The organism is Shinella sp. (genome assembly GCF_049651085.1).
Taxonomy (GTDB): domain Bacteria; phylum Pseudomonadota; class Alphaproteobacteria; order Rhizobiales; family Rhizobiaceae; genus Shinella.
In genome coordinates this window covers 293,789-307,600 of sequence record NZ_JBASBL010000027.1, presented here as the reverse complement: position 1 = coordinate 307,600, position 13,812 = coordinate 293,789, and the positions used below count along the sequence as shown (strand labels likewise).

The window sequence follows — 13,812 nt, the reverse complement described above, 5'->3', positions numbered from 1 at the left end:
CATGACGACGTGGCTGTCCTCCGCCAACAGCATGCACCTCCGATCCGGCCCTTTTTTGAACTAAGATTGGCCCAATTATAGCAACGATTACCCATCGGGCCACTTCCTTCGACAAATAGCGGGCGTGGCATCAACAAGGGAGGTCTTCTAGTGGCAAATCCAGCAATAGTTCTCGTCCATGGCTTTTGGGGCGGCGCAGCACATTGGGCCAAGGTCATCTCGATGCTTCACGCGCAGGGGTATACAGACCTGCGCGCAGTCGAGAACCCTCTAACCTCGCTTGCTGACGACGCGGAGCGAACGCGCAAAATGGTGAAGCAGATCAGTGGGCCGGTGGTACTGGTCGGCCATTCCTATGGCGGCAAGGTCATCACGGAAATGGGCGACCTGCCGAACGTCAAGGCTCTGGTCTACATCGCCGCCTTCGCGCCGGACACAGGTGAAAGTGCGGGTAGCATATCCCAAGCCAAGCCCCCGGCAGCAATTGCCAATCTGGCCCCCGACAGCGATGGCTACCTTTGGGCCAGGCCCGACAAGTTTCATGAGAGTTTCTGTCAGGACCTGACAGCTGACGAAGCCCTCGTCATGGCGGTCACGCAAAAGGCTCCCCTGGCCACGACGTTCGGTGACAACGTCACCGAACCGGCTTGGAAAAGGAAATCCTGCTATTATCAGGTATCGCTGCAGGATCGGATGATCCACCCCGATAACCAGCAAATGATGGCCGCCCGCATGAAGCCGGTGAAGAAGATCGAGCTCGACGCGAGCCACGCCTCTCTGGCATCGCGACCCAAGGAAGTCACGGCCCTGATCATTGAAGCCGCGGTAGCCTAGCTCGTGATGGACCGAGTTGCGCCAGCGATATTTCCCCCATCACTGGCGCAGCGCGCTTTCTGACATTCCCGTAGCCGATCCGGCGAAGATCGCCGGATCGTTGCGCGGGCTTGCCCAGCAGACCGACGGTAAAGCGATGGTTATCGCTGCCACGCAGTGCCCGGCACGATCATCTTCGAACCTCCGGCGCCTCGAAGGTCGCTTCATAGCGGTCGCTCTCCCCGTTCGATTTGTCCTCGACCACGAAGCGGAACGGCTGGGTCTGGGCGGCAACGCTTCCGCGCGGCTGACGGACGAAGATCTTGAGTGTCGTCAGCTTGTCCGGCTCGGCCTCGATAGCAAAGGACCGGTCCGACTTCCTATCAAGGCCGGTGATGCTCATCTCCGCCCCCGGCAAACCGTCCAGCGAGACGACGATAGTGCGCGGTTCCGGGATCATGTTGAGTAGCTTGACCGTATATCCGTTGCGGATCGCCCCGTCCGACAGGACGACAAATTGCGGATTGCGATCCGCAAGAACGTTCACCTGCAGCCGGTCGCGCGTGAGGAGAGCATAGGCAAGCGCAAGCCCCACGATGATCCATGCCGCCAGATAAATCATCGTGCGCGGCCGCAGCAACCTCCTGACATGGAAGGTGGCGACCTTGTCCGACAGCTTTCCATCGGTAGCATATACCTTTGCCGGATCTATGGCGGTGGAGCCTCCGGCCGTCGCCAGCATCATGTTGGATTCGTATTCGGCCAGCGTCGCATAGGAGATCAGTCCGCGCGCCTTGCCAAGCCGGTCCATCACGCCATCGCAGGCATCGATGCACAAGGCGCAGGTGATGCATTCGAGCTGTTGACCGTCGCGGATGTCGATGCCCATGGGGCAGACCGCCACGCATGCGTTGCAATCGACACAGTCACCGACATTCTGGCCGGTCGCGGCTGTCTTCTTGGCATGGCGCGAACGGGGCTCGCCGCGCCAGTCGTTATACGTGACGGTCAGCGAGTTCTCATCGAGCATCGCGGCCTGGATGCGCGGCCAGGGACACATATAGGTGCAGACCTGCTCGCGCATCAGGCCGCCAAACACATAGGTCGTGGCCGTCAGGACGGCGACCGTGATATAGGCGACGGGAGCCGCCTCGCCGACAAGCAACTGGCCCAACAAGCTTGGCGCATCCGCGAAATAGAAGATCCACGCCCCGCCCGTTGCGACCGCGATGGCCAGCCAGATCGCGTGCTTGCTCACCCGCTTCCAGAGCTTGTCGATGGTCCAGGGCGCGGAGTCGAGCTTGATGCGGGCGTTCCGGTCACCCTCCACGGCCCGCTCGACAACGAGGAAGAGATCAACCCATACGGTCTGTGGGCAGGCATAGCCGCACCATGCCCGTCCGACAGCGGAGGTGACGAGGAAGAGGCCGAAACCTGCCATGACGAGCAGGCCCGCCACGAAGAAGAACTCTTGCGGCCATATCTCGATGAAGAAGAAGTAGAACCGGCGGCCGGCAAGATCGACCAGCACGGCCTGATCGGGCGCATAGGGACCACGATCCCACCGGATCCATGGCGTCAGGTAGTAGATGCCGAGCGTGATGAACATCACAATCCACTTGAAACGCCGGAAACTGCCGGAGGCTCTCTTGGGAAAAACCTTCTTGCGCGGAGCGTAGAGCGGCTGGCGCACCTTGGCGGAGTTTACCGCCGTTGCATCAAAGGCCTCGATTTCCGACGTTTCGAGCAAAGCATTCTCTCCTGCCGTGCTCCGATGGAGCTTCGACATTTCCAATGTTCCGGGTGGAGGCGGCCCTGAGCCGATCAGGCCGCCGCGCTGTTTCACGAAGGGCCGCCATTCAGGTGAAACGCGGCCTATTCACCACCGCCCAACGAGTGGACGTAGACCGCAAGTTCCTTGACGGTCGTGTCGCCGAGACGCGCGGACCAAGCCGGCATGACGCCGTGCTTCGGCGTATGTACCTGTGCGGCGATCTGGGCCGGCGTCGCCCCATAGAGCCAGATGGCGTCGGAGAGATCCGGTGCGCCGAATTCACGCGAGCCCTTTCCGGCGTCGCCGTGACAGGAAGCGCAATTCTGCGCATAGATTTCCCTGCCGGAGGCAGGATCGCCCGCCCCGACGCCGGTCGCCGCGCCTGAAAGCGACGCCACGAAGAGCGACACCTGCGTGATCTCATTCGGTTGCAGGATATCGCCAAAGGCGGGCATTTCCGAAATTCGCGTATCGTCGTTCTGGGCAAAGCGGATACCATGGGCAATCGTCTGCCGGATCTCCTCGCCGCTGCCGCCCCACAGCCATTCGTCATCATTGAGATTAGGGTAGCCTGGCGAGCCTTGCGCGCCTGAGCCATGACATTGCACGCAATTGACCTTGAAGGCCGCCGCGCCCGCCGAAACCGCAAAAGTGCGCAGCGCATCGTCGGCGAGAATTTCCTCCACCGAACGGGAGGCGACCGCTGCGGTATACTCGGCTCTTGCCATCTCGGCCGCCGCCATTTCCGACTTTATCTCGGCGCGGCTGGAATAGCCGAGAAGGCCCGTCGTCGCCGTACTCAGCAGCGGCCAGGCGGGATAGGCGACCATGTAGCCCACGGCCCAGACGATGGTCGCATAGAAGGAGATGACCCACCAGCGCGGCATCGGATTGTCGAGTTCGCGGATACCGTCCCATTCGTGACCGGTCGTTGAAACGCCGGTAACCTCGTCGATGTGCTTTTCGGTCATGTCATTCATCCTCAAGAGGAATGCGCGCGAGTTCTTCGGACACCGCCCGGCTACCGGGACGGAACGCGAAGAGGACGGCGCCAAGGAAGAAGATGACCATGCCCAGCAATCCCCAGCTGTCCGCGAAGTGCCGCATGGCGGTATAGGTTTCCATGTTCAATTCTCCTCAGCGATAGCCGGTAGCTTCGTCATAGGTAGAAAAATCGACCAGTGTTCCGAGCATCTGGAGATAGGCCACTAGCGCGTCCATTTCGGTGAGCCGGGCGGGATCGCCGTCGAAATCATCGATCCTCACCTTCGGATAACGCACTTCCAGCGCGCCGGAATCGGCATTCGGATCGGCCTGCGCCCGCATGTCCGCTCCGGCATTCCGGATCATCTCATCCGTGTAAGGGACGCCCGCCCGCTGGTTGGCCGCCAGGTGGATCGAGATACCCTTCACGTCGAGTGGCTTGTCCTTGAGGAACCCGTAGGGTGGCATTACCGATTCCGGCACGACCGAGCGCGGCTCGATCAGGTGCTGAACGTGCCATTCGTTCGAATAGCGCTGGCCGACGCGCGCAAGATCAGGGCCGGTTCGCTTCGAACCCCACTGGAAGGATCGATCGTACATCGATTCCGCGGCGAGGCTGTAGTGGCCATAGCGCTCCACCTCGTCGCGGAACGGCCTTATCATCTGCGAATGACAGGCATAGCAGCCTTCGCGAATGTAGATGTCGCGCCCCGCGAGTTCGAGCGGCGTATAGGGACGCATGCCCTCGACCTTCTCAACAGTGTTTTCGAGATAGAAGAGCGGCGCGATCTCGACGATGCCGCCGATGGTGACGACAAGTAGCGAGCCGACGAGCAGCAGCGTCGCATTCTTTTCGATCGCCGCATGTTTCTTCAGAATAGACATCGGTCGCACTCCTTATTCGCCGGCCTGAACAGCTGTGCCGGCCGGCAATGTGGTGCCCATAGGCCGTTCCTCGCGCAGCCTGCCACGGATGGTCTGATAGACGTTCCAGACCATCAGCAAGCCACCGGTGAGATAGAACAGACCGCCCGCGACGCGCATCACGTAGTAGGGATGCATGGCGGCGACGGTTTCGGCGAAGGAATAGACGAGGAAGCCCTGGTCGTCGTATTCGCGCCACATCAGGCCCTGCATGATGCCGGAGACCCACATGGCGGCCGCGTAGAGCACGATCCCGAGGGTTGCCAGCCAGAAGTGCCAGTTGACCATGCGGATCGAATAGAGTCGTTCCCGGCCCCAGAGCTTCGGCACCAGGAAGTAGACTGCGGCGAACGAGATCATGCCGTTCCAGCCAAGCGCCCCGGCATGGACATGGGCGATCGTCCAGTCCGTATAGTGCGAGAGCGAGTTGACCGCCTTGATCGACAGCATCGGGCCCTCGAAGGTCGCCATGCCGTAGAAGGCGATCGCCGTCACCATCAGGCGCACGATGGGGTCCGTTCGGATCTTGTCCCAGGCGCCCGAAAGCGTCATCAGGCCGTTGATCATGCCGCCCCAGGAGGGCATCCACAGAATGATCGAGAACACCATGCCGAGCGTCTGCGCCCAGTCCGGCACCGCAGTGTAGTGCAGGTGATGGGGCCCCGCCCAGATATAGAGAAAGATGATCGACCAGAAGTGCACGATGGACAGGCGGTAGGAATAAACCGGGCGGTTCACCTGCTTCGGCACGAAGTAATACATCATGGCAAGGAAGGGCACGGTGAGGAAGAACGCCACCGCGTTGTGCCCGTACCACCATTGCGTGACCGCATCCTGCACGCCGGCAAAGGCGGAGTAGCTTTTCGAACCGACGATCGAGACCGGGAATGCCAGGTTGTTGATCACGTGCAGCATCGCGATGGTGACGATGAAGGACATGTAGAACCAGTTGGCGACGTAGATATGCGGCTCCTTGCGCCGCAGCACCGTTCCCAGGAAGACGACGAGATAGGCCAGCCAGACGATCGTCAGCCAGACATCCACATACCATTCGGGCTCGGCATATTCACGGCTCTGGGTGATGCCGAGCAGATAGCCCGTGGCGGCCATGACGATGAAGAACTGGTAACCCCAGAAAACGAACCAGGCGAGATTGCCGCCAAAGAGCCGTGTGCGACAGGTCCGCTGCACGACATAGAGGGAGCTGGCGATAAGAATATTGCCGCCGAATGCGAAGATCACGGCGGATGTATGCAGCGGCCGGATCCGGCCGAAATTCAGCCATGGCGTGAGGTTGAGATCGGGAAAGGCGAGCTGGGCGGCGATGAACACGCCGGCGAGAAAGCCGACGACACTCCAGACCACCGTCGCGATGACCCCGTAGCGGATCGGGCCATCCATATAGGTCGCCCCGTCCGCCGGCACCTCTCTCTCGAAGCGCGTGTTGCGCAGGAGAAGGACCGTGAATGCGCCAAGCACCACGACCGCAACCAGCATATGGCGCCGGAACGGGTCGTCGACCGCGAATCCGGCCCCGAGAAGAGCGAGAAAAGTCAGCAATGCTGACAGGGCGATCCCCACACCATACTTCATGAAGCAGTCCCCAAAACAACTCGACATGCCCGCCTGTCGCAAAGAACGGACAACAACCATCGGCGATTTCCCGAATTCGCCCGGCATACCGGCGACGGCGAAAGGGACATTGTCCTGTCGTCGCACCACCGCGGCTTCACGCCGGGCGGGTGCCCTGGCGCGGTTGGGAGAACTCGCTACGCGTCCTCCCTACTATCGACATTAATGTCGGCATACAATGCGACAAATTGTATGGCTGTAAAATTACAATAGCCAGACACTAACCCCTTGAATGCATGGATGCCGGGCCTCGACAGGCTGCGCTCGATCAGGCCAGGGCGACCGATAGGTATTCTGGAACTTCAGGCTGGAGTTCGACACCTTGCGCAAACATGGCCGCGCGCAGGAGCGGCATGCAGTTCTCCCGGCAGATCACGCTGCCGGTACGCCCGTTCGGCGTGTCGACCACGCCGATGGTCGACTCGTCGCCAAAGCCTCAGTGAAGTCGCCTCAGCGCAGACGGCATCAGCTTGCGGTAGGGATTACACCACGCCCCTGGCGCCGAGCGACGGCTGTGAGATGAGATTTGCAAGCTGGGTCAGGCCGTCCTCGAGATCGCCGCGATCGGGCGCGACACCGAGCGAAATCCGTACCGCCTCGATGGGGTGAGCCACCGTCGCGAAGGCAGAGGCGGGAACAATCGAGACACCGGCGCGATCGGCATGTTCGGCAAAATCACCTGCACGCCAATGCTCGGGAAGGCGAAGCCACAGATGGTGGCCATGCGGGTCAGCGGCATAGCCGACATCGCCGAGGATTGAAGCAGCAAGCTTCTGCCGCTCCACATTCTCCGCACGAATTGATCGCGTGAGTTCATCGAGCGCGCCCTCCAGAAACCAGCGGCTGGCCAGAGCCGACATCAGGGGCGACGTCATCAGGATGGTGGCGCGCAGGACACCCGCCAGACGCAATGCCCTGGATGCGCTCGGTGCGACCACATAGGCGACACGCAGCGCCGGCGTCACGCATTTCGACAGGGTAGCGATGTGCCAGGTGATGTCAGGGGCAAGCTCCGCCATCGCGACCGTGCGATCCGGCAAAAGCGGCGCGTAGGGATCATCCTCGATGATGGAGACACCATGCGTGCGTGCAATCGACACCAGTTTCCACCGGCGACCCTCGGGTAGCGTCGCCGTCGTCGGATTGTCGATGCTGGGAACGACGTAGAGCGCCTTGGGCGCCTGTTCCCGGCAGAGCTTTTCGAAGGATTCGGGAAGAATGCCCTGCCCGTCCATGTCCAGGGGGTGCAGAACCAACCCCTTCTGGATTGCAACCGCTTTCAGCCCTGGATAGGTCATCGCCCCGGTAGCCACCGCATCGCCCCGGTCGAACAGGAGCTCGCTCACGGCGAACAGGGCACTTTGCGCCCCACCGGTCACCACGATGCGGTCCGGCGCGACCCCCTCGATCCGGGGAGCAAGCCAGCCAGCGGCGGCTCGCCGGTCCGACTCAGCGCCCGTACTTTCCTGGTAGTGGAGATGAAGAAGCCCGCGCGGACTGCCCAGAACACTGGCTATTCCGCTCGGAAGGACCTTGCGGAAGTCCACGCCAGAAGGTTGCGGGGGAATGTTCATGCTCAGATCGATCAGCGATTGCGTCGCTTCGCCGGACTCGCCGTCGATGCCTTCGCTGATGAAGGTGCCCCGGCCCGCCTGGGCGGAGACCAGGCCTCGCCGCCGGGCCTCGTTGAAGGCCCGCGTCACCGTTGTCAGATCGACGCCAAGCGCTTCAGCGATGGCGCGCTGGGCAGGCAATCTGTCGCCCCGCAGCACGCGACCGGACCGGATATCGGCCTCAAGCGCCTCGACGATCCCGAGATACTTCATCCGGGCGTTCTCGATCAATCGCGGCTTCCACATGTCACCCTCTCAGTATGTATGGCTTGACAGCATACACACAGCCACCATGCACGGCCATCCAGAAAAGAGGCGGGCAGGTCCGGTTCGCTATCGCGGGTTTCCGCAGTCCGGCCGCGCAGAACGCAAAGACACCACGCCGGGAACACCGTGCTTCGCCAGGTATTCGTCCATCCAGCCGGTCGCTTCGGCGATGCCGCCAAAGGGATAAAGATGAAAAAGCACATTGCCGGGATCGCGGCCGATCAGGCCGGCGGCAAGACGATCGAGAAATCGTTCCGGCCCCACATGCTGCACAGGATCGGCAAGGGCAATGCCGTATCGACGGACGATACGGGCAGACGACAACACGCCGAACTGGCGGGCGAACCCTAGAAGCCGGCCCGCACCGGCTGCCCCCGGAACACCCACCCTTACAGGGCAATCGATCCCTTCGTCCCGCAGCCGCACAATCCAGCGCGAGACAGCGTCGGCATCGAACCCGAATTGCGTCGTGATCTCGACCGCGCAGCCTTCTTCGCGAAGGAAGGCGACTTTCCATTTCAACGACCGCCAGAGCGCATCGGCATCAATCTTCGGATGCCCCTCGGGATAGGCGACGATCCCGACGCGGCGAATGGCATGCCGCTGCAGAATGCCGGCGGACAGCAAGCCAAGCGAATCGGCAAACGGCCCTGCGGGTTGCGCCGGATCGCCACCGACCAGAATGAAGCGAGACGGCGCCGCCACTTCGATCAGAGCATGAAGAAGCGTGTCGAGATCCTCCATAGACCTCAAGCGCCGGGCCGACAGGATCGGCACCGGCTCAAAGCCGCAGGTGCGGATCACCCGCGCGGCATTTATGCGCTGATCGTGGCTCTCATTGCCCAGAAACGCAATGTTGATCGGCGTACCCGACAAAATCCGGCTCCTGGCATCTTCGATCTCCGCGATGCCCTTGCCGGTGACTTCAAGCGTGTAGGCGCTGCACTCCAATGGTGGTGCAGACGCCGGTGCGCGGCACCGTTTCTCCTGCATCACCGGCGTTCTTTGCTCACCCGAATATTCACGCGCGAGGCCGGCACCACACCGCTCATCGTCTTCCGCCACATCAACCACTCCCCGTTCCAACTAGACAAAGACATTTGTATGGTTCATAGCCATACATTGAGCGGTAAATTGAATCCAGCGAAATCACTTCACCAGCTCGATGATGCGGCAAGACGCAACCTGCGGCGCGAAGCCGGAAGAGTCGCATGCCCAAGCAGAAAGGAAGCATACAATGTCGAAATCCCCGGAGCACAAGGCCACCTGCCCGCCCCTTAGCCTGGACGCAGCACTCGGCGCATGTCCGCTGGTTGCCATCCTGCGTTGGATCACCCCGCAGGAGGTCGAGGACGTTACCGGCCTGCTCATCGACGCCGGCTTCCGGATGATCGAGGTTCCCCTCAATTCGCCGGATGCGTTCAACAGCATCGAGCGCATCACCGCACGGTTCGGCTCGCAGGCCATCATCGGCGCTGGAACCGTCATGTCCCCCCATGACGTCGTCCGCGTTCGAGACGCCGGCGGGCGGCTGATCGTGATGCCTCACGCCGATACCGCCGTCATCAGCGCGGCGCATGCCCATGAGATGAGCTGCATTCCGGGCGTCGCCACGCCAACCGAAGGTTTTGCAGCGCTGCAGGCTGGCGCCGACGGATTGAAGATTTTCCCCGCCGAATCCATATCGCCCGCAGTGCTCAAGGCCTGGCGCGCGGTTTACGCCTCCCATATTCCGCTCATGCCGACCGGTGGCATTACCCCCGAGACAATGGCCGCCTGGATCGAAGCAGGCGCCAGCGGGTTCGGGATCGGAGGCAACCTCTACCGGCCCGGACGCTCGCTCGAAGACATCAAGGCAAGCGCCACGGCTTTCATAGGCGCATGGCGCAACGCCCGGTTCGAGGATGAGGGCAATGCAGCAAAGATAGCGCAATGAACGCAATCGCGCTGGTCAACTGCGAGTTCACGGATCGAGCGCTGTGGTCACGCATCCTGGCGGAGGCAGACGAAGCCAGCACACAGGACGTCTTTTTCAAGCCCGTCGTCGTCGATACCATTGCCGAGTGCCGCGACCTGGCCGGCGCGATCATCAGCCGCATTGCCGGTCTTTTGTCGCCGCCCGCGTCCTCCATGTCGCTGCATATGGCCCTGCGATCTCTTCTCGATCAGGATTCGCGAATCCTCGCCGCCGCCGCCTTCGACATGGCGGCGGTGCTGGATCGCGATCCGGCGACAACCAAGGCACTGCATGTCCTGCTTCATGCCAAGGGCTTTCTGGCGCTGCAAACCCATCGGTTTGCCCACGCACTCTGGAACGCCGGACAGCAGGATTTCGCCCTCCATCTCCAGAGCTGCGCATCCCGATCCCTGCAGGTCGATATCCATCCTGCCGCTCAACTCGGCATCGGAATTTTCTTCGATCATGCGACCGGGATCGTCATCGGGGAAACCAGCATCGTCGAGGACAACGTCTCCATTCTGCAGAACGTCACCCTCGGCGGCACTGGCAAAGAGGCCGGCGAGCGCCATCCCAAGATCAGGAGCGGCGTCCTGGTCGGCGCGGGCGCAGCCATTCTCGGCAACATTGAAATCGGCGCCAATGCTCGTATCGGCGCCGGCTCCGTTGTGCTGAGGCCGGTTGCTCCCGAAACAACTGTTGCCGGTGTTCCAGCCCGTTCGCTTCACCAGAATCGCTCGATGGCACCCGCCCGAACGATGGATCAACTCTTCGATGACGGCCAGCCCCTCTATGACGTCGGCCTCTGATCGCACCGGGCCACAGGGGCCGACACTCCCCAGTCCACAAACTCCAACAGGCACAACGCCGCTTCTGACAGGATCACCATGGCACATCACGATGCGCAAGGATCGCCACTGCCGCTCTTGTTGACCGCTTCGGTCGGTTGCGCGATGACGCTGGTCGACACCAACGTCATCGCCGTAGCGGTGCCGGCCATGACCCGCCAGCTCGAGGCTGACGCGATCGCCGGTCAGTGGATCATCAGCGCATTCTTCCTCAGCTTCGCCGCAACGCTCCTGCCTGCCGGGGCGATTGCCGACCGGGCGGGCCGCCGCCTGATTTTTCTCCTCGGCCTTGCCGGGCTGGCGCTCGCTTCCTTGCTATGCGGCCTCGCCACCACGACTCTTTGGCTGCATCTGTCCCGTGGCCTTCAAGGCGTGATGACGGCCTTCGTGCTGGCGCCGGCGCTCGCCATCATCGGGCACAGGTTCCACCAGCCCGAAGAGCGGAACCGGGCCTGGGCGATCTGGGGCGGCGTCATGGGGGTCACGATGGTGGTCGCGCCAGTCGCGGGCGGCCTGATCGTCGAAGTCCTTGGCTGGCGCTGGGCCTTTTTCGTCAACATCCCGATCTGCGCGGCGCTTGCGCTGGCCGCACGGGCTTTTGCCGAGGAGTCTCGCGACGACAGCAGAGGCCGCCTCGATCCAGCCGGCATCCTCCTTTTCGCCGCCGCGATGTTCGGCCTGACCTGGTGGCTGATCAGCGGTCAGACGCAGGGCTGGATCAGCCCGACAGCCCTTGCGGGCCTTGCAATGGGCGTCCTTTGCATGACTGCTTTCGTCATCGTCGAGCGCGTTCAGACACAGCCCATGCTCAATCTTGCACTCTTCAAGAGCGCCCCCTTCGTCGGGGCGGTCTGGGCGATGTTCGCCTATGCCGCCACCGCACAGGTCATGGCCTCCCTGTTCCCGATCTTCCTGCAACAAGGCGGCGGATTGTCCGCTATTTCGACGGGGCTTGCGATGCTGCCCTTTGCCGCCGCCATGCTGATCTTCCCCTATCTTGGCGCAAGGCTCGGTCGCAGCCTGACGTCGCCAGCAATCCTGCCCCTCGGCCTTTCGATCGTCGCCCTGGGCAACGCCATCGCAGCCACAGGCGTGATGACCGGAAGCTGGTTCATCCTCCTGCCCGGCCTGTTCATCATCGGCAGCGGCGCTGGCCTGCTCAACGGCGAAACCCAGAAGGCCATGATGATCACCCTGCCGCGCGACCAGAGCGGCATTGCATCCGGCATCAGCACGACATCGCGCTTCTCCGGCATCCTGATCGGCTTCGCCGCGCTCAATGCGGCTGTTGCGGTAGCCCAGTCAATCGTCGCAGCGGCGGGCGGTTCAGGTGACGCGGCCAACATGCCCATTTCAGTGTCCGGGATCCACGCCATCGGATTTGCTGCGGCGCTGCTTGTCGCCGCCGTGGTCGCAGCGCTTTCCGCCCTCCTCGTGCGCGTATTGATGCAACCACGCCCCGCTCATGGGCCATAACAGCGCAGCCAGGCACTCGGGAGCACATGAAACTTGAATTGTATGGCTAATAAGCATACATTTTCTGAAAATCCGCATGGCTGTCGCCAAGATCAAGGCGCAGTGCCCAGCTGACATCGAGAAGGCTGCCGATATGGACTACACCGCATGGTTTCAAAAGCTGCTCACGGAGATGAAGCTGGACGGCCGCTACCGGACGTTTGCCGAGCTTGAGCGCATAGCAGGTGCGTTTCCGACCGCCCGCTGGCACAGACCTGATGGCGAGACGCAACAGGTCACTGTCTGGTGCAGCAATGACTATCTCGGCATGGGGCAACATCCCGACGTTCTCGCGGCCATGCACAGGTCCATCGACCTTTCCGGCGCTGGCACCGGCGGCACGCGCAACATTTCCGGAACCAACCGTCAGCATGTGGCGTTGGAAACCGAACTCGCCGACCTGCACGGCAAGGAAGGTGCGCTGATCTTCACTTCCGGCTGGATTTCCAATCTGGCGGCGCTCGGAACACTCGGCCGCGTCCTGCCCGACTGCGTCATCTTCTCCGATGCACAAAACCACAACTCGATGATCGAAGGCATCCGCCGGTCAGGCGCGGAAAAACACATCTTCCGTCACAATGATCCCGCCCACCTCGATGAACTGATGAGCGCTGTCGATCCAGACCGCCCCAAGATCGTCGCTTTCGAGAGCGTCTATTCAATGGATGGCGATATCGCACCGATCGCCGCAATCTGCGACGTCGCCGACAAGCACGGCGCCATAACCTATCTCGACGAGGTGCATGCGGTCGGCCTCTATGGTCCGCGGGGCGGCGGCATTGCCGAGCGTGACGGCCTTGCAGACCGCATAACCATCATCGAAGGCACGCTGGCCAAGGCATTTGGCGTCATGGGCGGATATATCAGCGGCCCCGCCGTCCTGATCGACGTCATCCGGAGCATGGCCGACAGTTTCATCTTCACCACTTCGCTTTGCCCTCATCTGGCGGCCGGCGCGCTCACCGCCATCCAGCACGTTAAGATGCATCCGGATGAGCGCAAGCGTCTGGCGCACAACGTGGCGTGCCTCAAGTCGATGCTGATCAATGCCGGGCTGCCTGTCCTCGACACGCCGAGCCATATCCTCCCGATCATCGTCGGCGATGCGCATCTGTGCCGTCATATCAGCGAGCGCCTGCTGGCCGACCACGCCATCTACGTCCAACCGATCAACTACCCAACCGTGGCGCGAGGACAGGAGCGGCTGCGCATCACGCCGTCCCCGTTCCATACGGAAGCGCATATGCGTTCGCTCGTCAGTGCGATCAGCGCCGTCGGCGACGATCTGGGCTGGTCCGCCATTGAACAGTCGAGGGCGAAAGCGCGTCACGCCTGTTGAGCCGAGGCGGGGGGAGCCCACCGACAGGTTATAAATCTGCGTCACACAGCGATGACGCAGCGCGCTCCTGCTATTGCCTCATCGGCTCGCGGCACAGCCGCTCCCAGTCACGCCATGTGAAAGCGAAGATGGGAGCGGACCGTGCC

Annotated in this window: 12 protein-coding genes; 5 read left to right on the top strand and 7 right to left on the bottom strand. The window is 62.1% G+C overall.

All coding sequences use genetic code 11. The features are described 5' to 3' along the window. Nucleotides 1-150: 150 nt before the first annotated feature. Complete coding sequence (locus WA950_RS18770; protein ID WP_424553241.1) at nucleotides 151-834, top strand: alpha/beta hydrolase; 684 nt, start codon at nucleotides 151-153, stop codon at nucleotides 832-834. Between the two features lie 169 nt (nucleotides 835-1,003). Here WA950_RS18770 and ccoG read toward each other — a convergent pair whose 3' ends face one another. The 7 genes from ccoG to WA950_RS18735 form a co-directional block, all read right to left on the bottom strand. After that, on the bottom strand, nucleotides 1,004-2,602 hold the full coding sequence (ccoG, locus tag WA950_RS18765) for a cytochrome c oxidase accessory protein CcoG (protein ID WP_424553240.1): 1,599 nt from the start codon (nucleotides 2,600-2,602) through the stop codon (nucleotides 1,004-1,006). A gap of 86 nt (nucleotides 2,603-2,688) precedes the next feature. After that, entirely contained in the window at nucleotides 2,689-3,558 is an 870-nt protein-coding gene (ccoP, locus tag WA950_RS18760; RefSeq protein ID WP_424553239.1) for a cytochrome-c oxidase, cbb3-type subunit III, read from the bottom strand. Nucleotide 3,559: 1 nt separating this feature from the next. Then, complete coding sequence (locus tag WA950_RS18755) at nucleotides 3,560-3,712, bottom strand: cbb3-type cytochrome c oxidase subunit 3 (protein WP_424553238.1); 153 nt, start codon at nucleotides 3,710-3,712, stop codon at nucleotides 3,560-3,562. Between the two features lie 12 nt (nucleotides 3,713-3,724). Further along, nucleotides 3,725-4,456: a cytochrome-c oxidase, cbb3-type subunit II gene (gene ccoO / locus WA950_RS18750; RefSeq protein ID WP_424553237.1), complete on the bottom strand. Its 732-nt coding sequence runs from the start codon at nucleotides 4,454-4,456 to the stop codon at nucleotides 3,725-3,727. 12 nt (nucleotides 4,457-4,468) lie between these two features. Beyond that, nucleotides 4,469-6,088 carry a cytochrome-c oxidase, cbb3-type subunit I gene (gene ccoN / locus WA950_RS18745; RefSeq protein ID WP_424553236.1) on the bottom strand — a complete coding sequence of 540 codons (1,620 nt, stop codon included), beginning with the start codon at nucleotides 6,086-6,088 and terminating at the stop codon, nucleotides 4,469-4,471. A gap of 521 nt (nucleotides 6,089-6,609) precedes the next feature. After that, nucleotides 6,610-7,971, bottom strand: coding sequence for a PLP-dependent aminotransferase family protein (locus WA950_RS18740; protein ID WP_424553235.1), 1,362 nt, complete (start codon nucleotides 7,969-7,971; stop codon nucleotides 6,610-6,612). Nucleotides 7,972-8,073: 102 nt separating this feature from the next. Next, nucleotides 8,074-9,072: a methylenetetrahydrofolate reductase gene (locus tag WA950_RS18735; RefSeq protein WP_424553234.1), complete on the bottom strand. Its 999-nt coding sequence runs from the start codon at nucleotides 9,070-9,072 to the stop codon at nucleotides 8,074-8,076. A gap of 103 nt (nucleotides 9,073-9,175) precedes the next feature. Here WA950_RS18735 and WA950_RS18730 point away from each other — a divergent pair, with 103 nt between their 5' ends. The 4 genes from WA950_RS18730 to hemA all read left to right on the top strand — a co-directional run bounded on the left by WA950_RS18730 (nucleotide 9,176) and on the right by hemA (nucleotide 13,666). Further along, nucleotides 9,176-9,943, top strand: coding sequence for a 2-dehydro-3-deoxy-6-phosphogalactonate aldolase (locus WA950_RS18730; RefSeq protein ID WP_424553233.1), 768 nt, complete (start codon nucleotides 9,176-9,178; stop codon nucleotides 9,941-9,943). Further along, nucleotides 9,940-10,773 (top strand): serine O-acetyltransferase, encoded by an 834-nt coding sequence (gene cysE / locus WA950_RS18725; protein WP_424553232.1) that lies wholly within the window; start codon nucleotides 9,940-9,942, stop codon nucleotides 10,771-10,773. The genes WA950_RS18730 and cysE overlap by 4 nt, the downstream gene beginning before the upstream one ends. Before the next feature lie 78 nt (nucleotides 10,774-10,851). After that, nucleotides 10,852-12,288 carry an MFS transporter gene (locus tag WA950_RS18720; RefSeq protein ID WP_424553231.1) on the top strand — a complete coding sequence of 479 codons (1,437 nt, stop codon included), beginning with the start codon at nucleotides 10,852-10,854 and terminating at the stop codon, nucleotides 12,286-12,288. 133 nt (nucleotides 12,289-12,421) lie between these two features. Next, a complete protein-coding gene (gene hemA, locus WA950_RS18715) occupies nucleotides 12,422-13,666 on the top strand; it encodes a 5-aminolevulinate synthase (protein ID WP_424553597.1) in 1,245 nt (414 codons plus the stop codon). The last annotated feature ends 146 nt before the right edge of the window (nucleotides 13,667-13,812 follow it).